19 protein-coding genes are annotated in these 22,474 nt (G+C 74.2%); 10 read left to right on the top strand and 9 right to left on the bottom strand.

Features of this window, described 5'->3' with window-relative positions:
- Window positions 1–213: 213 nt before the first annotated feature.
- Window positions 214–906, bottom strand: coding sequence for a winged helix-turn-helix transcriptional regulator (locus tag ACFYNS_RS29485; RefSeq protein ID WP_388605833.1), 693 nt, complete (start codon window positions 904–906; stop codon window positions 214–216).
- A gap of 88 nt (window positions 907–994) precedes the next feature.
- Between ACFYNS_RS29485 and ACFYNS_RS29480 the strand changes: the two genes are divergently transcribed.
- Window positions 995–2,206, top strand: coding sequence for a pyridoxal phosphate-dependent aminotransferase (locus ACFYNS_RS29480; RefSeq protein WP_388605831.1), 1,212 nt, complete (start codon window positions 995–997; stop codon window positions 2,204–2,206).
- Window positions 2,207–2,257: 51 nt separating this feature from the next.
- On the opposite strand, the gene ACFYNS_RS29475 is transcribed toward ACFYNS_RS29480, so the two are convergent.
- Window positions 2,258–2,866: an MBL fold metallo-hydrolase gene (locus tag ACFYNS_RS29475; RefSeq protein WP_388605829.1), complete on the bottom strand. Its 609-nt coding sequence runs from the start codon at window positions 2,864–2,866 to the stop codon at window positions 2,258–2,260.
- Window positions 2,863–3,951, bottom strand: a complete 1,089-nt coding sequence (locus tag ACFYNS_RS29470) for an S-(hydroxymethyl)mycothiol dehydrogenase (protein ID WP_360293366.1) — start codon at window positions 3,949–3,951, stop codon at window positions 2,863–2,865. Before ACFYNS_RS29470 ends, ACFYNS_RS29475 begins: the two co-directional genes overlap by 4 nt.
- A gap of 259 nt (window positions 3,952–4,210) precedes the next feature.
- Between ACFYNS_RS29470 and ACFYNS_RS29465 the strand changes: the two genes are divergently transcribed.
- Complete coding sequence (locus tag ACFYNS_RS29465) at window positions 4,211–4,876, top strand: uridine kinase (RefSeq protein ID WP_388605827.1); 666 nt, start codon at window positions 4,211–4,213, stop codon at window positions 4,874–4,876.
- Window positions 4,877–5,065: 189 nt separating this feature from the next.
- On the opposite strand, the gene ACFYNS_RS29460 is transcribed toward ACFYNS_RS29465, so the two are convergent.
- Window positions 5,066–5,911 (bottom strand): SigE family RNA polymerase sigma factor, encoded by an 846-nt coding sequence (locus ACFYNS_RS29460; RefSeq protein ID WP_388605825.1) that lies wholly within the window; start codon window positions 5,909–5,911, stop codon window positions 5,066–5,068.
- A gap of 202 nt (window positions 5,912–6,113) precedes the next feature.
- On the opposite strand from ACFYNS_RS29460, the gene afsQ1 reads away from it, so the two are divergent.
- From afsQ1 to ACFYNS_RS29435, 5 genes are all read left to right on the top strand, one after another.
- The gene (gene afsQ1 / locus ACFYNS_RS29455) at window positions 6,114–6,791 is read left to right on the top strand and encodes a two-component system response regulator AfsQ1 (RefSeq protein WP_019357749.1); all 678 of its coding nucleotides are present in this window, start codon (window positions 6,114–6,116) and stop codon (window positions 6,789–6,791) included.
- Between the two features lie 100 nt (window positions 6,792–6,891).
- Window positions 6,892–8,550: a HAMP domain-containing sensor histidine kinase gene (locus tag ACFYNS_RS29450; protein ID WP_360293381.1), complete on the top strand. Its 1,659-nt coding sequence runs from the start codon at window positions 6,892–6,894 to the stop codon at window positions 8,548–8,550.
- A complete protein-coding gene (locus ACFYNS_RS29445) occupies window positions 8,547–9,422 on the top strand; it encodes a hypothetical protein (RefSeq protein WP_360293384.1) in 876 nt (291 codons plus the stop codon). Before ACFYNS_RS29450 ends, ACFYNS_RS29445 begins: the two co-directional genes overlap by 4 nt.
- Before the next feature lie 167 nt (window positions 9,423–9,589).
- Window positions 9,590–10,327, top strand: a complete 738-nt coding sequence (locus tag ACFYNS_RS29440; RefSeq protein WP_360293387.1) for a VanZ family protein — start codon at window positions 9,590–9,592, stop codon at window positions 10,325–10,327.
- Between the two features lie 153 nt (window positions 10,328–10,480).
- Complete coding sequence (locus tag ACFYNS_RS29435; protein ID WP_019357753.1) at window positions 10,481–10,684, top strand: PspC domain-containing protein; 204 nt, start codon at window positions 10,481–10,483, stop codon at window positions 10,682–10,684.
- A gap of 373 nt (window positions 10,685–11,057) precedes the next feature.
- On the opposite strand, the gene ACFYNS_RS29430 is transcribed toward ACFYNS_RS29435, so the two are convergent.
- Window positions 11,058–11,483, bottom strand: coding sequence for a hypothetical protein (locus tag ACFYNS_RS29430; protein WP_360293390.1), 426 nt, complete (start codon window positions 11,481–11,483; stop codon window positions 11,058–11,060).
- A 209-nt stretch (window positions 11,484–11,692) separates the two neighbouring features.
- A complete protein-coding gene (locus tag ACFYNS_RS29425; protein ID WP_360293393.1) occupies window positions 11,693–12,832 on the bottom strand; it encodes an adenosine deaminase in 1,140 nt (379 codons plus the stop codon).
- A gap of 143 nt (window positions 12,833–12,975) precedes the next feature.
- Between ACFYNS_RS29425 and ACFYNS_RS29420 the strand changes: the two genes are divergently transcribed.
- Window positions 12,976–13,782, top strand: a complete 807-nt coding sequence (locus tag ACFYNS_RS29420) for an alpha/beta hydrolase family protein (RefSeq protein ID WP_388605822.1) — start codon at window positions 12,976–12,978, stop codon at window positions 13,780–13,782.
- A 241-nt stretch (window positions 13,783–14,023) separates the two neighbouring features.
- Here the strand turns inward: ACFYNS_RS29420 and ACFYNS_RS29415 are convergent, their stop codons facing one another.
- Window positions 14,024–14,965, bottom strand: a complete 942-nt coding sequence (locus ACFYNS_RS29415; protein WP_388605821.1) for a class I SAM-dependent methyltransferase — start codon at window positions 14,963–14,965, stop codon at window positions 14,024–14,026.
- On the bottom strand, window positions 14,962–15,978 hold the full coding sequence (locus ACFYNS_RS29410) for a LysR family transcriptional regulator (protein ID WP_388605819.1): 1,017 nt from the start codon (window positions 15,976–15,978) through the stop codon (window positions 14,962–14,964). Before ACFYNS_RS29410 ends, ACFYNS_RS29415 begins: the two co-directional genes overlap by 4 nt.
- A gap of 102 nt (window positions 15,979–16,080) precedes the next feature.
- Here ACFYNS_RS29410 and ACFYNS_RS29405 point away from each other — a divergent pair, with 102 nt between their 5' ends.
- Window positions 16,081–17,439: an MFS transporter gene (locus tag ACFYNS_RS29405; protein WP_360293402.1), complete on the top strand. Its 1,359-nt coding sequence runs from the start codon at window positions 16,081–16,083 to the stop codon at window positions 17,437–17,439.
- Between the two features lie 278 nt (window positions 17,440–17,717).
- Complete coding sequence (locus ACFYNS_RS29400) at window positions 17,718–21,860, top strand: amino acid adenylation domain-containing protein (RefSeq protein WP_388605817.1); 4,143 nt, start codon at window positions 17,718–17,720, stop codon at window positions 21,858–21,860.
- Window positions 21,861–21,913: 53 nt separating this feature from the next.
- Here the strand turns inward: ACFYNS_RS29400 and ACFYNS_RS29395 are convergent, their stop codons facing one another.
- A complete protein-coding gene (locus ACFYNS_RS29395; RefSeq protein ID WP_360695488.1) occupies window positions 21,914–22,354 on the bottom strand; it encodes an ATP-binding protein in 441 nt (146 codons plus the stop codon).
- Between the last annotated feature and the right edge of the window lie 120 nt (window positions 22,355–22,474).

Genomic DNA, 22,474 nt, shown 5'->3' with positions numbered 1-22,474 from the left:
GGCCACCCCCCCGCCGCCCCCCCCCCCCCCCCCGCGCCCCCCCCGGCCCCGCCGCCCCCCCCCCCCCCCCCCCGGGGGGCCGCCCCCCGCGGCTCTTCTCGTGTGCCCGGCGTGGTCCGCGGCCGGGGCTCCTGCACCCGCGCGGTCCGCGGCACGTCCTGGCCCGGCCCGTCCTGCCCGGGTGCCCCACCTCCGGCACATCGGCGGGGGCGCTCAGCCCGCCGCGTCCAACGCGTGTGCCAGCGGCCCCTCCCGGCCGCCGTCCGGGAACGTCACCCGCACCGTCCCGGCCCGGATGCCGTCGGCCAGTGCCAGCGAGCCGTCCGCGAGGGCCGCGCACGCCTCGGCGTCCAGTTCCAGCCGGGCCTCGGCGTCGTCCGCCGGGCCCTCGCCGTACAGCGGACCGTCCGGCGCGTCGCCCACCCACAGGTGGAACGCCCCGTCGGGCAGGACGACCTCGATGAGCGCGACTGCTCCGGCTCCGGTCAGCCGGCGGACGGCGGCGCGCAGCGGGAGGGCCCACCAGTGGGCGCGTACCGCGTCGGTGGGGCGGGGTGCGCCCAGCGCGGGGGCTCCCCAGGAGGCGAGTGCGGTCAGCACGGGCAGCAGCGCGCGGCCGCGCTCGGTCAGTTCGTAGACGTGGCCGGAGGCGGGGCGCGGCTGGCGGCGCCGTTCGGCCAGCCCCTCGCCCTCCATGTGCTTGAGCCGCGCCGCCAGCACGTCGGTGCTGACGCCGGGCAGGTCGGCGTGCAGGTCGGTGTAGCGGCGCGGTCCGGCGAGGAGTTCGCGGACGATGAGCAGGGTCCAGCGGTCCCCCACCGAGTCGAGGGCGCGCGCCGTGGCGCAGAACTGGTCGTAGCTGCGGCGGTTGCGCCCCGGAGTCGGCTGGCTGGCGTGGCTCGGCATGCCGCTCAGTGTAGACATGTGGTTGGACTTTCCAAGTTCCGACTTGGTAGAACCAAGAAACCAGGTTGGACGAGGAGGGTGGGGCAGCATGGAGTTCCGGCAGTCGAACAAGCTCAGCGAGGTCTGCTACGAGATCCGCGGTCCGGTGATCGAGCAGGCCGACGCGCTGGAGGAGGCCGGCCACAGCGTGCTGCGGCTGAACACCGGCAACCCCGCGCTCTTCGGCTTCGAGGCGCCCGAGGAGATCATCCAGGACATGGTGCGGATGCTCCCCCAGGCGCACGGCTACACCGAGTCCCGCGGCATCCTCCCGGCCCGCCGCGCCGTCGCCCAGCACTACCAGCAGCGCGGCTTCCCCGACGCCGACGTGGACGACATCTACCTGGGCAACGGCGTCTCCGAACTCGTCTCCATGGCCGTGCAGGCACTGGTGGAGGACGGCGACGAGATCCTCATCCCGGCACCGGACTTCCCCCTGTGGACCGCCGTGACGACGATGGCGGGCGGCAAGGCCGTGCACTACGTGTGCGACGAGCAGGCGGACTGGCTGCCCGACCTGGACGACATGGCGGCGAAGATCACCCCCCGCACCAAGGCCGTCGTCATCATCAGCCCCAACAACCCGACCGGCGCCGTCTACCCGCGCGAGCTGCTGGAGGGCATCCTCGACCTGGCGCGCCGCAACGGGCTGATGGTCTTCTCCGACGAGATCTACGACAAGATCCTCTACGACGGCGCCGTCCACCACCACGTCGGCGCCCTCGCCCCCGACCTGGTGTGCCTCACCTTCAGCGGACTGTCCAAGGCCTACCGGGTGGCGGGCTTCCGCTCGGGCTGGCTGCTGGTCTCCGGCCCCAAGCAGCACGCCCGCGACTACCTGGAGGGGCTGGGCATGCTCGCCTCCATGCGGCTGTGCCCCAACGCCCCGGCGCAGCACGCCATCCAGGCCGCGCTCGGCGGCCGCCAGTCCATCGAGGACCTGGTGCTGCCCGGCGGGCGGCTGCACGAACAGCGGGACGTGGCCTGGCAGAAGCTGAACGAGATCCCCGGTGTCAGCTGCGTCAAGCCGAAGGGCGCGCTGTACGCCTTCCCCCGGCTGGACCCCGAGGTGCATCGCATCCACGACGACGAACGGTTCGTCCTCGACCTGCTGCTGCGGGAGAAGATCCAGGTCGTCCAGGGCACCGGCTTCAACTGGGCCCGCCCCGACCACTTCCGGGTGCTCACCCTGCCCCGGGCGGAGGACCTGGACGCGGCCGTCTCCCGCATCGGCCGCTTCCTGGAGAGCTACCGGCAGTGACCGTCCGTTCCGCCCCGGCCGGGGCGGAACGGACGGTGCCGGGCTCCTGCGTCAGACGTTCGCCTGCTCGGCGCCCACCGTGGTGCTGTCGCCGTGCCCGGTGCGCACGACGGTCTCCGGCGGCAGGGTCAGCAGCCGCTCCTTGATCGACCGGACGATGGTCGGGTGGTCGGAGAAGGACCGGCCGGTGGCACCCGGACCGCCCTGGAAGAGGGTGTCCCCGGTGAAGACCGTCCCCAGGTCCGGCGCGTGCAGGCAGACCGCGCCGGGTGCGTGGCCCGGGGTGTGCAGGACGGCCAGCTCGACACCGGCCACCTGCACGGTCCCGCCGTCGGTCAGTTCCCCGTCCGGCGACCGGTCGGGGTGGGTCATCTTCCACAGCGGCAGGTCGTCCGGGTGCAGCAGGACGGGTGCGCCCGTGCGGTCCGCGAGGGCGGGCGCGGCGTCGATGTGATCGTTGTGCGCGTGTGTGCACACGATCGCGCGCAGCGTCCGCTCCCCCACCGCCGCCGCGATGGCGTCGGCGTCGTGTGCCGCGTCGATGACGACGGCCTCCGTGTCGTCGCCGACGATCCAGACGTTGTTGTCGACCTGGTGCGTCTCGCCGTCCAGGCGGAACTCCCCGCTGGTGACGAGGTGGTCGATCCGGGCGGCCGTCACAGGACCACCACCGAACGCAGCACGTCGCCGCCGTGCATCCGCTCGAACGCCTTCTCCACCTCGTCCAGCGCGATGGTCTCGGTGACGAAGGCGCCCAGGTCGAGCCGCCCCTGCTGGTGCAGGTCGATCAGCATCGGGAAGTCCCGGGAGGGCAGGCAGTCCCCGTACCAGGAGGACTTGAGCGCACCGCCCCGGCCGAAGACGTCCAGCAGCGGCAGCTCCAGCGTCATCTCCGGCGTCGGCACGCCGACCAGGACGACCGTGCCCGCCAGGTCGCGGGCGTAGAACGCCTGCTTGTACGTCTCGGGGCGGCCGACCGCCTCGATGACCACATCGGCGCCGAATCCGCCGGTCAGCTCCCGGATGGTGGCGACCGGGTCGGTGGTGGCGGAGTTGACGGTGTGGGTCGCGCCGATCTTCTCGGCGGTGGTGAGCTTGCGGTCGTCGATGTCCACGGCGATGACCTTCGCCGCGCCCGCGAGCCGCGCCCCCGCGATGGCGGCGTCCCCCACCCCGCCGCACCCGATGACCGCGACCGAGTCGCCGCGCGTCACCTGGCCGGTGTTGATCGCCGCGCCGATCCCCGCCATGACGCCGCAGCCCAGCAGTCCGGCGACGGCGGGCGAGACCGACGGGTCGACCTTGGTGCACTGCCCGGCGGCGACCAGTGTCTTCTCCGCGAACGCGCCGATGCCCAGCGCGGGCTCCAGTGCGCGCCCGTCGCTCTTGAGGGTCATCTTCTGCTCGGCGTTGTGGGTGTCGAAGCAGTACCACGGTCGCCCGCGCTTGCAGGCCCGGCACTGTCCGCACACCGCACGCCAGTTGAGGACCACGAAGTCCCCGGGCGCCACCTCGGTGACCCCGTCGCCGACCGCCTCCACGACACCCGCCGCCTCGTGCCCGAGGAGGAAGGGGTAGTCGTCACTGATGCCGCCCTGCTTGTAGTGCAGGTCGGTGTGGCACACGCCGCACGCCTGCACCTGGACGACGGCCTCGCCGGGCCCCGGGTCCGGAACCACGATCGTCTCGACCCGCACCGGCTCGTCCTTGCCCGGTGCGACGACTCCGCGTACTTCCTGAGCCATACGTGCGGGCCTCCCTCTTCCCTCGACTGCGTGGGGGGTCATTCTCGCTGGCCGGGGGCCGATTTCGGGAGGGGCGGAGCCGAGTCGGCCCGGACGAGTTTCCGCGGCCCCCGCCGCGCGGGGGCACGGGCCCGCCGTGCGGGAGGGGGTGCCGGTCCGCCGCGTCCCGGGACCGCCGTCCGTCGCCGTCGCGCCGCCTCGCACCGGTTTCCGCACGCGCCTTCGAATCCGGCGGGGTGATGGCGGACAATGGGTGCCCGTGACCGACTCCAGCCACGCATGCGACCTGTCCGAGCGAACCGCCTCCGCCGGGGGCACCGCGCGGGTCATCCTGCTCACCGGCCCCTCCGGGTCCGGCAAGACCCGCCTCGCCGCGCGCAGCGGGCTCCCCGTGCTCCGCCTGGACGACTTCTACAAGGAGGGCGACGACCCCACCCTCCCCCGCATCGGAGCCGGAACCGACTGGGACTCCCCGCTCTCCTGGGACGCCGACGCAGCCGTGCACGCCATCGCCCGGCTCTGCCGCGAGGGCGCGGCCACCGTGCCGCTCTACGACATCGCCACCAGCGCGCGCACCGGCGCCGAGCACCTGGCACTCGGCGGGTCCCCGCTCTTCATCGCGGAGGGCATCTTCGCCGCGGACATCACCGCGCGCTGCGCGGCGCTCGGCCTGCTGGCCGACGCCATCTGCCTGCGGGGCCACCCCACCACCACGTTCCGCCGGCGGCTGCTGCGCGACATCCGCGAGTCCCGCAAGCCCCTCCCGGTGCTGCTCACCCGCGGCGTACGGCTGCTGCGCGCCGAACCCGCCATCGTCGCCCGCCACCGGTCACTGGGCGCCCACGCCTGCGCCCACCGGGAAGCCGCGGCCCGCATCGCCCGGCTCGGCCGGGCGCCCGCACCGGCAGCGCACGGGAACCGCTGAGAGGGCGGTTGCGGCCGGGACCCCCGTCCCGGGCGCAACCGCCCTCTCTCATCCCCCGATTCCCCCTGTTTCCCCTTTTTCTCTTCCCCTGGATTCCCCCAGGTTCCCCCGTTTCCCCCGTATCCCCTTCGCGCCCCATGTCCCCGAGGGGCGGCCGGAGGACCGTTCATGCGGCCGAGCGGTGCGCCGTCAGGCGACCAGCTCGCCGAAGCTCTCCTCCTGGTCCCGGCCGAAGCTGAGGACCTCGTCGTCGCGGAGGCGGCGGAGCGAGCGCCAGATGCTGCTCTTGACCGTGCCGACGCTGATGTCCAGTATCTCGGCGATCTCCGGGTCGGTGCGCCCCTCGTAGTAGCGCAGCACCAGCATGGTGCGCTGCAGCTCGGGCAGCCGGGCGAGAGCCTGCCACAGGACGGTGCGCAGTTCGGTGCCGCGCATGGCGTCCTGGTCGCCGGCGGTCTCCGGCAGCTCCTCGGTCGGGTACTCGTTCAGCTTCCGGCGGCGCCAGGCACTGATGTGCAGGTTGGTCATGGTGCGGCGCAGGTAGCCGCCGAGTGCCGCCTTGTCGCTGATCCGCGACCAGGCCCGGTAGGTGGAGAAGAGGGCGCTCTGCAGCAGGTCCTCCGCCTCGTACCGGTCACCGGTGAGGTGGTAGGCGGTGGCGTACAGGGAGGCCCGGCGCTCGCGTACGTACGCGGTGAACGCCGCTTCGGCGTCCGCGTCCGCACCGTCCGCGACGGCGTCCCCCGTGGGCGCCCCGGCCGTCCCCAGGACGGCCGCCTCCCTGTACTCGCCACGTTCCCGGGAGCCCCCCTTGCTCCCGTTCTCCCCCGTCCCCCCAGGGGCCTCCCCCCGGAGCCCCTCGACCGCGGGACCGAAGACGGTCCGCGGACGCATACGTCCCGTGCCGCGAGCGCACCCCCGTCCGCTCACGGCGCCGGGCTTCTCCGCAGACCGGGTCTGCTGAGCGGGAACCGAGGGGAGGTGCAGACGCGTGTGAAGTACTGCGCTCGTGTTGGTGCCGTGCAGTGTGTTCATCTCGCGCCCCCTCGGAGCAGACCCAGTCGCTTGCTTGACCCCGTAAACACTGCCGCCCCGACTTCATCGCCAGGTCCCCCGTCTGTCACAGCGGTGTCACAAGGCTCAGCGGACCGCATACTGCGCAGGTCGGCGCGCGTGTCGCTGCGCTGCGGCGACCGCCGGTCGAACTATGGGGGCGCCATGGGCCAGAATGGCGCGCGTGCCTTTCCTGTTGCTGATCGAGGACGATGACGCTGTCCGTACCGCCCTGGAGATGGGTCTCACCCGCCAGGGGCACCGCGTGGTGACTGCCGCGTCCGGCGAGGACGGCCTGAAACTGCTGCGCGAGCAGCGCCCCGACCTGATCGTGCTGGACGTGATGCTGCCGGGCATCGACGGCTTCGAGGTGTGCCGCCGCATCCGCCGTACCGACCAGTTGCCGATCATCCTGCTGACCGCGCGCAGCGACGACATCGACGTCGTGGTGGGCCTGGAGTCGGGCGCGGACGACTACGTCGTCAAGCCGGTGCAGGGCCGGGTGCTGGACGCGCGCATCCGCGCAGTGATGCGCCGCGGCGAACGGGAGTCCAACGACGCGGCGACGTTCGGCTCGCTGGTGATCGACCGCTCGGCGATGACGGTCACCAAGAACGGCGAGGACCTGCAGCTGACGCCGACCGAACTGCGGCTGCTGCTGGAGCTGAGCCGGCGGCCCGGCCAGGCCCTCTCCCGCCAGCAGTTGCTCCGGCTGGTGTGGGAACACGACTACCTGGGCGACTCGCGGCTGGTCGACGCCTGTGTGCAGCGGCTGCGGGCCAAGGTCGAGGACGTGCCCTCCTCGCCCACCCTGATCCGCACGGTGCGGGGTGTCGGCTACCGGCTGGACGTCCCCCAGTGAGCGCACGACTCCCCACGGTGCGCGCACGCACGGTGGAACCACACGCGACGGAACCGGGCGGGGCACCAGCGGTGACGTGCATGGCGAACGGATCCGCCGCGTGACCGATGCTCCCTCCACCGGCGGGCGGCTGAGCACCCGCCTCGCCGGTGTGCTGCCGACTCTGCGACTGCGGCTGGTCGTCGTCTTCGCGCTGGTGGCGCTCACCGCCGCCGTCTCCGCTTCGGGCATCGCCTACTGGCTCAACCGCGACGCGGTCCTCACCCGTGCCCAGAACGCATCCCTCAACGACTTCCGCAAGGCGATGGAGGACAACGCCGGCAACCTGCCGCGCAAGCTGAGCTGCCAGGAACTGCGCGAGGCCGCCGCCAAGATGGCCCGCAGCTCGCAGAACTACCAGGTGCTGCTCATCGACCGCGCCGAGGACGGCAAGACCTGCGCCACGGCCTCCAACGAGGACGATTTCACCCTCGCGGACGTCCCCCCGCAACTGCGCAAGGCCGTCGCCAAGAAGCGCACCGTCGACGAGAAGAACAAGCACCCGTACCACCTGTACTGGCAGCGGATCACGCTGGACGGCGACCCGTACCTGGTGGGCGGCGCCAAGGTGGTGGGCGACGAGCCGACCCCCACCGGCTACCTGCTCAAGTCCCTGGGACCCGAGCGCGACGACCTCAACTCGCTCGCCTGGTCGCTGGGGATCGCCACGGCACTGGCCCTGATCGGCGCGATGCTGCTGGCCCAGGCGGCGGCGACCACCGTGCTGCGGCCGGTGCGGAGGCTGGGCGACGCGGCCCGCAGGCTGGGCGAGGGCAAACTGGAGACGCGGCTGCGCGTCTCGGGCACGGACGAACTGGCGCAGCTCTCCCGCACGTTCAACGACGCGGCCGCCTCGCTGGAGCAGCGCGTCGCCGAGCTGAGCGCCCGGGAGGCGTCCAGCAGGCGCTTCGTCGCCGACATGTCGCACGAGCTGCGGACCCCGATGACGGCGATCTCCGCGGTCACCGAGGTGCTGGAGGAGGAGCAGGAGAATCTCGATCCGATGATCGCTCCGGCCGTGCAGCTCGTGGTGAGCGAGACCCGGCGGCTCAACGACCTGGTGGAGAACCTGATGGAGGTCACCCGCTTCGACGCGGGCACGGCCAAGCTGGTGCTGGACGACGTGGACGTCGCGGACCAGGTCACCGCCTGCATCGACGCCCGTGCCTGGCTGGACGCGGTGGAACTGGACGCCGACCGCGGCATCATGGCCCGGCTCGATCCGCGCCGCCTCGATGTCATCCTCGCCAATCTGATCGGCAACGCGCTCAAGCACGGCGGCTCCCCGGTGCGGGTCTCGGTGCGAACCCGGCGGCGGGAGGACGGCGCCGGCGTCGCGGGAGGCGGCGACGAGCTGGTGATCGAGGTCGCCGACCAGGGCCCGGGCATCCCGGAGGACGTACTGCCGCACGTCTTCGACCGCTTCTACAAGGCCAGCGCCTCCCGGCCGCGCTCCGAGGGCAGCGGTCTGGGCCTGTCCATCGCGATGGAGAACGCCCACATCCACGGCGGTGAGATCACCGCGCACAACGCACCCGAGGGGGAGGGCGGCGCGGTCTTCACCCTGCGGCTGCCCCGCGACGCCCGCCGGATCGCCGAGGAGCGGGAGGGCGGCGAGGAGCGGGAGGACGGTGCCGGGCACGCGGACGAGGGCGGCGGCGGCGACTCCGGCGACGGCCCACGCCGGGATGAGGGACGGGACCAGGGAGGTGGCCGATGAGCGACCGTACGACCCACCGCACGAGGCCGGACACCACCCCGCGTCCCACGCCCGAAACCGCGCCCACGCCCGCATCGGTCCCGGCGCCCGCGCCGCTCGCCGCGCCCGCGTCCCCGCGGCGCCGGGTACCGGGAGGCCGGGTGCTGGGAGGCCTGGTGCTGGAAAGCCTGGCACCGGGCGCCGGACGGCGGCCCGTCAGGGGGCTGCGCCGCGCGGCGCTGGGGGCCCTGGCGCTGTCGCTCCTCGTCCCGCTGGCCGCCGGGTGCGGCATCCGGGCCACGTCGGTGCCGGTGGACGCGGGGGCCGCGCCGTCCCGGGTGGGCTGTGTGCTGCCGGACGACCGCAAGAGCCCGGAGGGCGGCGGCGGAGCGTCCGTCGTCCGGGTCTACCTGGTGTGCGGGGCGCGCGTCTCGCCCGTCGAGCGGAAGGTGCGGATGCCCGGCGGACGCTCCTCGGCCCGGCGGCTGCCGGTGGCCCGGAAGCTGCTGGACGAGCTGCGGCAGCGGCCGGAACCGGCGGAGGACACGGCGGGCTTCGAGACGGCCGTACCGCGCAGGCTGACGGTCAGCGGCGGTACGGACGGCGACCCGGACGAGGCGCTGCGGCTGAGTGAGCCGCTGGAGGAGCTGCCGCCCTACGCGCTGGCGCAGATCGTGTGCACGTACGCGGACACCTCGGCGGCCGACGCCGAGGGCGGCGTGGTACTCGGCGGGCCGGCCGGCGGCCGTGCCACGGGCGACGACGCCGTCAGCGAGGCGGAGGGTGCCGAGGGCGCCGACGGCGGGGCGCGCTCGCCGCTGCGCCGTTACGAGTGCGGGACGTCGCTGCGCACCCACCCCCGGTCCGCCGAGTCGGCCGGCACCCAGGTGTGAGCGCGGCGCCCCGGGCACCCGGTTACCCGGGGTGGCCGAGGCGCAAGATGCGGGCGGGACGGTAGGGGCAAGGCCGACAGCCGCTGGAACACGCGTGTGACAGAGCCTTGACCCGCTCAGGACACCGCGCCGGAACCGCGGCGGAACGGAAGGGCGTCTTCAGTGACGTGCAGCGCCTAGGCCACGGCGGCCCGACCTCCGCCGCCTCCCGAATCCGCCTCGCGGGACTCCTCCTGCTGGCGGCGCATCTGTGTCTCGTCGGCTGGCTGACGCTGCGCCCGCTGGCGGTGCCCTGGGTGACGCCGGCCCAGCTGCACCCGCTGGCCACCATCCGCACCGATCTGTCCGACGGTCCGCGCGCCGCGCTGACGGGGATCGGCGGCGATCTGCTGCTGCTGGCGCCGCTGGGCGTCCTGCTGCCGCTCGCCACCGGGCGGCTGCACCGGGGGCTGCCGGGCACCGTGACCAGGACCGTCTTCGCGGGCGCGATGCTCTCGGTCGTCCTCACCCTGGCGCAGTCGGGGGTACCGGGGCACGTGGCCGATGTCGACGCGATGCTCCTGAACGCCACGGGGGTGGCGCTGACCGTCGGATTCGCCTTCCCGCCGCTGCGGCGCAGGCTGCGGCACCGGAGCGGCGGCCCCGGCCGGGCCGACCCGCTCCGGACCGGACGGCGGGGAACCGAGCGGCTCGGCGCGGAACTGCCCGGGGACGCCGGGACCGCGGCCGACCGGACCGGGGGCGCCGGAACCGCGGAGGGGCGGCTGACGGGCGGGCGGATGGCCGACCGGCTGTCCAGGGGAGCGGGCTCCGGGGGCACGTCACCGCGGGCCGGGCTCCGACTGCGGGAGGGGAAAGCTCAGGGTGCGACCCCGAGAACGACCAGGGTCGGAACAGCCCCCTGAGGGGAGGTTTCGCACCCTCTGTCCGGTCTACCGTCGAAAGCAGGACGTCAGCACACGCGGCGACGACCGCGGCGGCACCCGCAGGGCAACCGCCCGGCGCAGACAGCGCAATCGCGCAGCCGCACCGGACCGGAGAGCTAAGGAGCGTTCCTCATGTCCACACTCGCCCGCCCCACCGAAGGCCGGATGATCGCCGGCGTGTGCGCCGCACTGGCCCGCAGGTTCGGCACCACACCCACCACGATGCGGGTGATCTTCCTCGTCTCGTGCCTGCTGCCGGGACCGCAGTTCCTGCTCTACCTCGCGCTGTGGATCCTCCTCCCGGAGGAGGGGCGCACGCACAGCTCCGCCTGGTGATCGCCTGGTAGCCGCCCGGCAGCCGCCGGGTGACCGGCTGAGGGCCGTCCGGTGGGCTGCCGGGCAGCCGTCGGCCCGGCTGTCCGCGGGCGGCTCCGCACGAACGGCGACAGCACGTGGCGGGGGGGGCCCCCCCGGGGGGGCCCCCCCCCCCCCGGGGGGCCCCCCGCGGCGCCGGGGGGGGGCCGGGGGGGGGGGGGGGGGGGCCCCCCCCCCCCCGGGGGGGGGCCGCCCCCCCCCCCCCCCCCCCCCCCCGCCCCCCCCCCCCCCCCCCCCCCCCCCCCCCGCGCGGCCCCCCCCCCCCCCCCCGCCCCCCCCCCCCCCCCCCACGCGTGTCCGGACCATGCCTGCCCGTGAGCAGGAACGTGTCAGGTCAGTGCGAGCCACCGACCGGCAGGGCGCTGCCCAGCGGCAGCCCGCCGATCATGCCGCCGCCGGGTGCGGAGCTCTTGCCCTCGACGGACTTCTGCGCCTGGCCGGCCACCTTCTCGGTGGCGTCCAGCGGGGTGCCGGTGAGCGCGCCGGACAGCGCCTCCTGGGCGACACCGACCGGCTGCGAGAGCCCGCCCGGAAGGCCCTGGGTGGCCTCCTCGAGGGGGAGGCTCCCGAGGGTCTGCCCCGCGGTCTCGGCGATCGGGCCCAGGGCCCGGCCACCGGCGCCGACCGCGTCGGTGCCGACCACGTCGGTGGGGGCACCGAGACCTTCGACGGGGAGCGCGGAGGCGGCACCGGCGCCCGCCACGACGACCGCCGCGCTCATCGCGGCGACACCCAGGGTCTTCTTGGCTACCTGCTTCATCAGTTTTTACGTCCTCGGAATGGGGGCTTGAGCAACCCGGAAAGGGGCTTGAGCAGCCCGGCGAACGTAGCCAGGAATTCCGAGGGGCCGCAAACACCCCGGTGCTGCCGTAAGTCGCCGCTGCGCGGCGCTTTCCGACTCCGCGCGGCCCCGGCCCAGCCGCCCCGCACAGCGTGTGCGGCGACGGCTGAACCGCTGGTCACAGGGGGTCAGCGGGGTGTTTCCTGGAAGAGCCACTCGGACTTCAGCGCGGCGTATCCGGGCTTGACCACATCGTTGATCATGGCCAGACGTTCATCGAAAGGAATGAACGCCGACTTCAACGCATTGACCGTGAACCACTGCATGTCGTCCAGCGTGTAGTCGAACGTCGAAACGAGGTGCTCGAATTCGCGGCTCATGCTCGTGCCGCTCATGAGCCGGTTGTCCGTGTTCACCGTCGCGCGGAAGTGCAGCCGCCGGAGCAGTCCGATGGGGTGCTCCGCGTAGGACGGAGCGGCTCCGGTCTGCAGGTTGGAGGAGGGGCACAGCTCCAGCGGGATGCGCTTGTCGCGCACGTACGCGGCGAGACGGCCGAGCTTCACCGATCCGTCCGCGGCGACCTGGATGTCGTCGATGATCCGCACGCCGTGGCCCAGCCGGTCGGCGCCGCACCACTGCAGGGCCTGCCAGATGGAGGGAAGCCCGAACGCCTCACCCGCGTGGATGGTGAAGTGGTTGTTCTCGCGCTTGAGGTACTCGAACGCGTCCAGGTGGCGGGTCGGCGGGTGGCCCGCCTCGGCGCCCGCGATGTCGAATCCGACCACGCCGGGGCCGCTCAGGTCGCGGTAGCGGTTGGCCAGCTCGGCGATCTCCAGGGCGCGAGCGGCGTGCCGCATGGCCGTCAGCAGGGCGCCGACGCGGATCCGGTTGCCCGCGGCGCGGGCGCGGCGCTCTCCCTCGCGGAACCCCTCGTCGACGGCCTCGACGACCTGTTCGAGGGTGAGCCCGCCGAGCAGGTGCTGCTCGGGTGCGTATCGGACCTCGGCGTAGACCACGCCGTCGGCGGCCAGGTCCTCGGCACACTCGGCGGCGACCCGGAAGAGCGCGTCGCGGGTCTGCATGACGCCCACCGTGTGGGTGAACGTCTCCAGATAGCGCTCCAGTGAGCCGGAGTCGGCGGACTCGCGGAACCAGACCTCCAGTTCGTCCGCGTCGGTCGCCGGGAGCGCGTCGTATCCGGTCTCGCGGGCCAGCTCGACGATCGTCGCGGGGCGCAGCCCGCCGTCGAGGTGATCGTGGAGCAGGACCTTGGGTGCCCGGTGGATCTGCTCCTTGGTGGGGACGGTGCTCGAAGATTCGCTTACCATCACGGCACTGTAGCTCCTACGCGCGTAGATCGCATGTGCTTTCCCAACTGCCTTACGTACGAGTGCGGCCGTGCCATTGTTGCGGCATGGCTCAGCGAGCTTCGCCCGAGAGGGACTCACGACTGGGAAGGCCCCGCGGGGCCGTGGGAAGGGCCCCGCACGCCGCCGTCCTCGTCCTGCCGGGCGGCGGCTCGTCCGGGGGCGCCCGCGGCGGAAGCGTGCTGGCGGCGGCCTCCGCGCTGCCGCTGGCGCGTCGGCTGGGGCGCGCGACCTCGGACGACGACCCCGTGGTCACCCACCTGGTGCACTACCGCAACGGACGGCGGCACCACCCCGGAGCGGACGCCGCACGCCGCACGGCGGACTGCGCGGCCGACGCGGAGGAGGCGGTCGCGGAGGTGGTGCGGCGGTACGGCGACATCCCGGTGTGCCTCGTGGGCACCGATGTCGGCGCCCTGGCCGCACTGCGCGCCGCGGGGCACGAGGCGGTCGCCTCCGCAGTCGCCCTGGGACCGCTGCTGCGGACGTCCCCGGACGGGCACCGGCGCGGCAGCGTGCCCGCGGAAGGGGACGGGCCCGCCGAAGGGAACGGGAGCGGATCCGCGGACCGGAGCGGGGCCGGCGGCGAGGAGCCCGTGCAGCAGTTGCGCGGGCGGGACGTGCTGATCGTGCACGGGACGAACGACACGCGGTGCGACCCCGAGCTGTCCTTCCGCCTCGCGGAGCGCGCGAAGAAGGTCAACGCCCGCGTGTGCCGCTTCGAGGTGCACACCGACGGGCACGGCCTGCGCGGATACGCCGCCGAGGTCGCCGCGCTGACCGAGGACTTCGCGCTCGGCACGCTCTGCGGCCGCGACCTGTGCCGCCCGTTGACCGACGCCCTGGCCGCGCCGCCGCCACTGGGACTGCGGATGCCCCTGGCGAGCGGTTTCGGCAAGAATCTGCGCTAGCCGCAGCGCCGCTGGACCTGCCACCGCGCCGGTCGCGGCGGCACCGGGCCCGTGTCCCGGGCCAGGGCCCAAGGCCCGGGACACGGGGGCCCGCTCCGGCGCGGCTCCGCGGGGACGGCGGTCCGCCGGGCGACAGCCCGGGCACGAGCGGCGGCCGGAAGCGGATGTCCGGAAGCGCACGCCCGAATCCGGGCGCCCGCCCGCTCGCCGACGGGTGCGGGCGGGCGGGAAGCCAGGCTGCTCAGGCGCGTACCGCCGTGTGCACGGTGGTCGCCGTCAGGAAGAAGACGTCGGGGCGGCGCAGGAGGCCCTCCCCGGAGGCGTCGTCGAGCAGGGCGTCGAGGGTGGCCAGGTCCTCGGCGGAGAGGTCGTCCGCCAGGCTCTCGCGGAGGCGTTCGACGCGGGCGCGCACATGGGCGCGGGCGACGGGGTCCAGCGGAGCCGAGAGATCGGTGAGGAAGGTGCGGCTGCCGGTGGGGGCGAGTCCGGCGGCGACCAGCAGTGCGGGCCAGTCCTCCACGGTAGTGGTGTGGTCGGGCAGTTCGGCACGCATCGCGCTGAACCGGTCCTCCTCGGCGGCGTCCAGGCGCGCCTGCAGGCCGGGGCGCCCGATACCGATGTCGCGGGGCAGGAACCGGGTGGGCAGGCCGCCCTCGCGCACCGCCAGCACGCCGCCGGGGCGCAGCGCCGCGGCGAAGGTCTCCAGCGCGGCGCGCTGGTCCCCCAAGTGGTGGACGACGTTGCTGGTCCAGATGAGTTCGGCGGTTCCCAGGTCCGGAAGTCCGGCGGGGAGTTCGGCGGCGCGGGTGGTGATGCGCGCGGCGAGGCCCTCCCGTTCGGAGCGGGCGCGGGCCCGCTCCAGCAGCGCGGGCGAGCCGTCGACCGCCACGGTCTCGGCACCGGGGAAGGCGTGCGCGAGTGCGACGGTGGTGACCCCGGGGCCGCTGCCCAGGTCGAGGACGCGGGTGACGTCGAGCGGGCCGAGCAGGTCGTGCAGCCAGGCGGCGGCCTCCTCCAGGAACGGCACCTTCAGTTCGGCCTCCCGTTCGAGGTGCACGGCCAGCGCGTCCCAGTCGGGCTCGGTCCCGCTCCCGGTGTGTCCGCCGGTCGCGGAATGGCCGGCGTGCCCGGCGTGTCCGGTGCGCGGGCCGGTGTGCTGAGGGCCGTGCGGATGCGGGGTCATGGGCGCTCCTCGGGGGCGGGGTGTGCGGACCGGTCGGGGACGGGGTGGGGCGACGGGGCACGCAGGAGCTGTCCCCTGCGGCCGAGCAGGAACTTCTTGAAGGCCGCGACCGGCGGCGGGTCGGGGCGCCCCGCGAGCCAGGCGAGCCCGATCTCGCGGACGGCGCGCGGCGCGGTCACCGTCAGCTCGCGCACGCCGGGCCGCGGGAAGACCGGCGGCGGCAGCAGCGCGACGCCGAGTCCGGCGGCCACCAGCCCGCGGATCGTCTCGGCCTCCTCGCCCTCGAAGGCGATCCGCGGTGTGAACCCGGCCTCGGCGCACAGCGTGTCGAGAATGCGCCGCATCCCGTAGCCGGGCTCCAGGGTGACGAAGGACTCCTCGGCCGCCTCGGCGAGCCGCACCCTCCTGCGCGCGGCGAGCCGGTGGTCGTCCGGTACGACCAGCCGCAGCCGCTGCTCGTCCAGCCGCCGGGCCACCAGGTCCGGCGCTTCCGGCATGGGCGAGGTGAGGCACAGGTCGAGTTCTCCGGCGCGGAGCCGCTCGAGCATGGCCTCACCGTAGTTCTGCACCAGCGCGAAGCGGACCCGCGGATGGTCGGCGCGGAAGGCGCGCAGCAGTTCGGGGACCGTCTCCCAGCCGAGGGTGTGCAGGAAGCCGAAGGCGACCTTGCCGGTGGCGGGATCGGCGTCGGACCGCACGTCCTCGGCCGCCTGTTCGACGGCGGCCAGGGCGCGTTCCGCGGAGGCCCAGAAGGTGCGGCCGGCCGGGGTGAGGGAGAGTGCGCGGCCGTGCCGGGCGAACAGGGCGACGCCCAGGTCCTCCTCCAGCCGGGCCAGGGCGCGGCTGAGGGAGGACTGCGGGATGCCCAGCTCCTGCGCGGCCCGGGTGACGTGTTCATGTCGGGCTACGGCGGCGAACTGCGCCAACCGCGGGGTGAGGGAGAGCGCCGAGGGCGGGGCGGCCTGGCGCGGCGCCGTGGCCGAGGGGTCTTTCTTGTTGCGCGACAGTGACACAGGACGCTCCCGCTGGCAGCTAGCTGCGATGATGCGTGTGGGGATTGATTGTCGCACTTTCATGCATTGGACGGATGAAAGGCCGGGTCGTACGTTCGGGGCATGCCTGCTCTCGATACCGAGGCGTCCTCCGGCCCGGTGGACGCCTCCTCCGTCGGCCCCGCCTCATCTGTCACGGACGCCTCCCCCGCCATTGCCGTCGCCGCTCCAGCTGCTCCCGATGCTTCAGCCGCTCCCGATGCCGCTCCCCCCGAGCACTCCGACGCGTCCAAGCTGAGCCCCGGCGACCCCGGGCACGGGCGGATGCGGCTGGCGCTCTTCGCCGCCGGACTGTCCACCTTCGCGCTGCTCTACTCCACCCAGGCGCTCCTCCCCGAGATCTCGCAGGCGCTGCACGCCGCCCCCGAGCAGGCGAGCTGGACCGTCTCCGGGGCGACCGTCGGGCTCGCCGTCGCGGTGCTGCCGCTGGCGGCGCTCTCCGAGCGGTTCGGACGCCGCCGGATGCTGACCGTCTCCCTGGCGGTGGCGGTCGCCCTCGCCCTGGTCATCCCCTTCGCGCCCAGCCTGCCGGTGCTGATCGCGCTGCGGACGCTCCAGGGCGCAGCCGTCGCCGGGGTGCCCGCCTCGGCCATGGCGTTCCTGTCCGACGAGGTGCGGGCGCGGCACCTGGTGGGCGCCGTCGGGCTGTTCGTCGCGGGCAACAGCGTCGGGGGGATGAGCGGGCGGATCCTCACCGGATGGGTCACCGAGGCGTGGGGCTGGCGCGCCGGGCTGGGCGCCGTCGCCGTCACCTCGCTGCTGTGCGCGGTCGCCTTCCGGCTCCTCGTCCCGCCCGCCCGGCACTTCACCCCCGCTCCGCTGCACCCGCGCCGGATCGCCGCGACCGTGCGCACGCACCTGGGCAACCCGCTGCTGCTGCGGCTGTACGCGATCGGACTGCTGTTCATGGTGGTCTTCGGCGCGGTCTACACCGTCATCGGCTACCGGCTGGTGGCCGAACCGTTCGGGCTCTCGCAGGGCCTGGTCGGCTCCGTCTTCGCCATCTACCTGGTGGGCACGGCCGCCTCCGCCACCGCCGGGCGGCTCAACGCGCGGCTGGGCCGGCGCGGCACCCTCTACCTGGGCATCGGCACCGCGTCCGCGGGGCTGCTGATCAGCCTCGCGGACAGCGTCGCGGCCGTCGTGGCAGGGCTCGTGCTGATCACCGCCGGGTTCTTCGCCGGGCACGCGGTGGCCTCCGGCTCGGTCAGCCGCACCGCGGCACACGGAGCCGCCCAGGCGTCCGCGCTGTACCAGATGAGCTACTACGTGGGCAGTTCCCTGGGCGGCGTGCTGGGCGCTGTCGCGTTCGCCGCGGCCGGCTGGGCCGCCACGGTCGCGCTGGCGCTGGGCGCCATGGTGCTCGCGGCCGGCATCACCCTGTACGCGAGCCGCCGCGCGGCGGTTCCGGCCCGCGCCTGATCCCATTCCGCCGCGCGCCGTACCGGTTCCGGGCGGCGCACGGCGGAGAACGGGTACGGCGCGCGGCGGGGAACAGCCCGGCGCACAGCGGAGCACGGGCGCTGTGCGCGCCGGAGGGCTCCGCGAGTCGCCGAAGTGCGCCGGAGGAACGTCACCCGAACGGCCCTGCCCGGCGACCGCCGCACCATGTTCGAAACACCTGTCTCCGAAAGGTGCCCTCTCCCCCGTCCGTCTCGTTGTGCTCCCAGACGTGAGGCTGCGATCGGGAGTTGGTACGGATGGCCAGGTTCGACATCGGTGAGGGTCTGCCGTTGACGGCGGCGCAGTCGGGGATGTGGTTCACCCAGCAGCTCGCGCCGGACAGCCCCTGCCTCCGGCCCGCCGAGGTGATCGAGATCCGGGGCGCCGTCGACGAGGAACTGCTGGAGCGTGCCCTGCGCCGCACCGTCGCGGAGACGGAGGCGCTGCGCGTCCGGTTCGTCCCCGAGGGCCCCGAAGGGGACGGCGGTGTCCGGCAGCTCGTCGAGCCCTGCGCGGACTGGCCGCTGCACCGCCTCGATCTGCGGCACGAGGCCGACCCCTGGGCCACGGCACACTCCTGGATGCGGGCGGACCTGGAGTCGCCGCTGGACATGCGCGGCGCCGGACTGTTCTCGTTCGGACTGCTGCGCACCGGCGACGCCCGCTACCTCCTCTACATCAGCAGCCACCACATCCTGATGGACGGCTACGCCACCAGCCTGTTCCTGCCGCGCGTCGCCGAGGTCTACACCGCGCTGGAGGCCGGTGCCCCCGTACCGCCCACCCGGCTGGCGCCGCTGCGGCAGGCGCTGGAGGAAGAAGCCGCCTACACGGGCTCCGAGCGGATGCGGCGGGACCGCGACTACTGGTCCGGCGAACTGGAGCGGTGCGCCGCGGTCACCCACCAGGCGCCGGGCCGGCTGCCCAGGCCGGCGCCCTCCTTCGTACGGGAGACCGGCCATCTGGACCCGGAGACGGCCGGAAAGCTGCGCACGCTGGCCCGCAGCGCCCGCACCGGGCTCGCGACCGTGGCCATGGCGGCGCTGGCCCTCTACGTCCAGCGGCTCGCTGACGACCAGCGGGAGGACGCGGTCGTGGACGTGACCGTCGCGGCGCGCGGCCCGGCCAGCCGCGACGTCCCCTGCATGGTCGCCAACGTGCTGCCGCTGCGCGTCCCGCAGCCGTCCAGCGGAACCGTCGGCGAACTGCTGCGCAAGACCGCCGCACAGGCCAAGACGCTGCTGCGGCACCAGCGCTACTCGTACGTCCACCTGGTACGCGGCCCGCACGCGCGGCGGCCGACGGCCGGAAGGATGGAGGACTGGGGCATCAACGTCATGCTGCACGACCCGCAGATCAGCTTCGGCCGCCACCCCGCCACGCTGCACAACCTCTCCAACGGCCCGGTCACCGGCATGGCCGTCAACGTCTACGACCGCCCCTCGGACGGCTCCCTGCGCATCGACTTCCAGTCCGATCCGGAGATCTACCCGGCCGAGCGGATCGCCGCACACCACCGCCGCTTCCTCGCGCTGCTGCACACCCTCACCGACGCCACCGAGGCGACACCGCTGGCCGACATCGAACTGCTGACGCCGCAGGAGCGGACGCGCGTCCTGGAGTGGGGCCGCGGGCCCGAGGCCGATTTCGGCCAAGAGCTGCTGCACACCGCTTTCGAGGAGCGGGTGCGCGAGGAACCCGCGGCGACCGCGCTGGTGTGCGGCACGGGCAGCGGCGCCGTCGCCCTCTCCCGCGCCGAACTCAACGCGCGCGCCAACCGGCTCGCCCACCTGCTGCTCGCCCGCGGCGCGGGCCCCGGCAGCACCGTCGCGCTCGTACTGCCCCGCACCGCCGACTACGCCGTCGCGCTGCTGGCCGTCCTCAAGTCCGGTTCCGCCTGCCTGACGCTGGACGCCGACCACCCGGTGGCCCGCGCCCGGCAGATGCTCGCCGACACCGCACCCGTGTGCGTGCTGACGGCCGGGGAACCACCCTGCGCCGACTCCCGTCCGCCGCACACGCTCCTCGACCTCGGCGCGGCGGCGACCGCACAAGCGCTGGAGCAGCAGCCGGCCACCGACCCCGGCGACCGCGACCGGCCCCGCGCGCTGCGGCCGGACGACGTGGCCTACCTCGCCTTCACCTCCGGCACGACGGGCCGCCCCAAGGGCGTCCAGGTCGAACACCGGCAACTGGCCAACCTGTACCACGACCACCGCACCGCGCTCCTGCCCCCCGCGGCGCCCACGCCCGCTTCCTCGTCCGCATCCGCATCCTCACTCGCGCCCTCGTCCCCGCCCTCGTCCGCGCCCGGACCCGGGCGCCGGCTGCGGGCCGCGCAGACCGCCTCGTTCTGCTTCGACGCCTCCTGGGAGGGGTGGCTGTGCCTGGCCGCCGGATACCGGCTCCACCTGATCGAGGACGCCGTACGCCACGACCCGGCCGCGCTCGCCGAGCAGATCCGGGAAGAGCGCATCGACCTGCTCGCCCTCACCCCCACCCATGTGCGCGCGCTGCTCGCCGCCGGGCTCCTGGACTCCGCCGGGCACCGGCCGACGGCGCTGATCGTCGGCGGTGAGGCGCTGGACCCCACGCTGTGGCAGCGGCTGCGCACGCTCCCGGACACGTCCGTGTACAACTGCTACGGCCCGGCCGAGTGCACGGTCGACGCCGTCTGGTGCCGCCTGGACGAGCAGGGCCCGCACCCGGTCATCGGGCGCCCAGGCCACAACGTCCGCGCCTACGTCCTCGACCGGCACGGACACCTCGCCCCACCCGGCGTCGTCGGCGAACTCCACCTCGGCGGCGCCCAGGTCTCCCGCGGCTACCTGGACGCGTCCGGGCCGACGGCGGAGCGGTTCGGTCCGGACCCACACGGCCCGGCGGGCGCCCGCCGGTACCGCACCGGAGACCTCGCGCGCTGGACGGAGGACGGCGTACTGGAGTACCTCGGCCGCTCCGACACCCAACTGAAGGTGCACGGCGTACGCATCGAACCCCAGGAGGTCGAGACGGTACTGGCCCGGCACCCGCACATCGCCCACGTCGCCGTCGCCGCACAGCCGGCCGCCGAGGGCACGGCGACCGGCACCGTGCGGCTGGCCGCACATGTGGTGCCCGCACCACGGACGGGTCAGCAGCACCCGGATCAGGCCCCGGTCTCGGACTCGGACCCGGCATGCGGCTCGGCCCCGGACCGGGCCCCGGCCCTCGATCCGGTCGAGTTGCGCGCCTGGGCCGCCGCCCGGCTGCCGTCCGCCATGGTGCCCGCCACTTTCTACACCCATGAGGCGCTGCCCATGACCCCGCAGGGCAAGCTGGACCGCGCCGCACTGCACACCGCCGCGGCCCCGCTCCTCCCCGCCACCCGCGCACCCCGCGAGCGGCAGGCCACCGACCGGGAGCGAGCCCTGTGCGCCCTGTTCGCCGAGGTCCTCGAACTGCCCCCGCGGAGCCCCGCGGACCTGCCCCGAGTCGGCCCCGACGACGACTTCTTCGCCCTGGGCGGCCACTCCCTCTCCGGCACCCGGCTGCTGGGCCGCGTCCAGGCCGAACTGGGCGCGGAACTCTCCCTCGGCACCCTCTACGAGTCGCCCACCCCGGCCCAACTGGCCAAACGCCTGGACGCCTCCGCCCACCCGCACCCGTCCGGGGAGGGGGCCGACAGCGCCGACAGCGCCCCGGACGCCTACGAGATGCTGCTGCCGCTGCGCACCCACGGCACGGAGGCGCCGCTGTTCTGCGTCCACCCGGCGGGCGGACTGGGCTGGTGCTACGCCACACTGCCCCCGCACCTGCCGCCGTCCGTCCCCGTCTACGCGTTGCAGGCGCAGGGCCTGCGCGCCGGGGACGCGTCCGCCGCCACCTTCCCCGACCTGATCTCCGCCTACACCGCCCGCGTCCGCTCCGTCCAAGCCAACGGCCCCTACCGGCTGCTGGGCTGGTCACTGGGCGGCGCACTGGCACACGCCGTCGCCGCCCGACTCCAGGACGAGGGCGAACACGTCGACGTCCTCGCCCTGCTGGACGCGGCACCGCTCGACCGCACCCCGCGCCTGGACCCGGACGCCGGACCAGCCGTGGTGCGGCGCCTGATCACCGAGGCCATGGGCCACGACCTGCCCGACGACACCCGGCTGACGGCCGTCACCCGCATGCTGGCGCACTACGCCTCGCTCCGCCCGACCTGGACCCCGGCCGTCCACCGGGGCGACGCCCACTACTTCCGCGCCACCGGCACCGCCCCGGACCTGGCACCCGCACCCGATGCCTGGCACCCCCACCTGACCGGCACCCTCACCGTCCACGACCTCCCCTGCACCCACAGCGCCATGGGCCAACCGGAAGCCATGGCCGAGGTGGGCCGCCTGCTGAGCCCCCTGCTGGCCCCGGCGGAATAACAGCCCCCGGGCACGCGGAGAATCCCCGCACCGCCTGCAACCGGGCGCGCCGGTCAGGCGAACCCGGGGGCGTCCACCTCGGCCCAGACGGTCTTGCCCGGACCCAGCCGCGCGCTCACGTCCCACCGGGAGGCCAGCGAGTCGACGAGCAGCAGGCCGCGCCCCCAGTCCTGGTGCGTGGAGGGGGCCAGCCGTACGGGAAGCCCGGGGTAGGTGTCGGAGACCTCGGCCCGCACCCGCCCGCTCTCCCGGTCGCGGAGGAGCCGCAGTTCGAAGTCACGGCCCGGAACGCGGCCGTGCAGCACCGCATTGGAGCTGAGCTCCGCGACGATCAGCGTCACCGCCTCGGATAGCGAGGCGCCGTACGGCACACCCCACACATCCAGCTGGTACGCGGCCAGTCGGCGGGCGAGCCGCGCGCCGCGTCGGGTCGCGGAGAACCGCTGTACGAACACATCCGTGGTGAGGGGCACTTCGGCCCGGGGAGCGTGCATGATCCCCAGCGTTCCGGGACGCCCTGGTCACTGACAGATACGGCACCGGTACAGATCCCGCTGTACTGGTTCACACACTGGACTGGGCCCGCCACCGTCCGTGACCCTGAACAGGTTGAG

Source organism: Streptomyces sp. NPDC006925 (assembly GCF_042869575.1).
Lineage (GTDB): Bacteria > Actinomycetota > Actinomycetes > Streptomycetales > Streptomycetaceae > Streptomyces.
This window is presented reverse-complemented; position numbering and strand designations above follow the sequence as displayed.

Coding starts and splice junctions, on each gene's coding strand:
- ACFYNS_RS29485 (WP_388605833.1), bottom strand. CDS start 906: ATGCCGAGCCACGCCAGCCAGCCGACTCCGGGGCGCAACCGCCGCAGC.
- ACFYNS_RS29480 (WP_388605831.1), top strand. CDS start 995: ATGGAGTTCCGGCAGTCGAACAAGCTCAGCGAGGTCTGCTACGAGATC.
- ACFYNS_RS29470 (WP_360293366.1), bottom strand. CDS start 3,951: ATGGCTCAGGAAGTACGCGGAGTCGTCGCACCGGGCAAGGACGAGCCG.
- ACFYNS_RS29460 (WP_388605825.1), bottom strand. CDS start 5,911: ATGAACACACTGCACGGCACCAACACGAGCGCAGTACTTCACACGCGT.
- ACFYNS_RS29445 (WP_360293384.1), top strand. CDS start 8,547: ATGAGCGACCGTACGACCCACCGCACGAGGCCGGACACCACCCCGCGT.
- ACFYNS_RS29435 (WP_019357753.1), top strand. CDS start 10,481: ATGTCCACACTCGCCCGCCCCACCGAAGGCCGGATGATCGCCGGCGTG.
- ACFYNS_RS29430 (WP_360293390.1), bottom strand. CDS start 11,483: ATGAAGCAGGTAGCCAAGAAGACCCTGGGTGTCGCCGCGATGAGCGCG.
- ACFYNS_RS29425 (WP_360293393.1), bottom strand. CDS start 12,832: ATGGTAAGCGAATCTTCGAGCACCGTCCCCACCAAGGAGCAGATCCAC.
- ACFYNS_RS29415 (WP_388605821.1), bottom strand. CDS start 14,965: ATGACCCCGCATCCGCACGGCCCTCAGCACACCGGCCCGCGCACCGGA.
- ACFYNS_RS29405 (WP_360293402.1), top strand. CDS start 16,081: ATGCCTGCTCTCGATACCGAGGCGTCCTCCGGCCCGGTGGACGCCTCC.
- ACFYNS_RS29400 (WP_388605817.1), top strand. CDS start 17,718: ATGGCCAGGTTCGACATCGGTGAGGGTCTGCCGTTGACGGCGGCGCAG.
- ACFYNS_RS29395 (WP_360695488.1), bottom strand. CDS start 22,354: ATGCACGCTCCCCGGGCCGAAGTGCCCCTCACCACGGATGTGTTCGTA.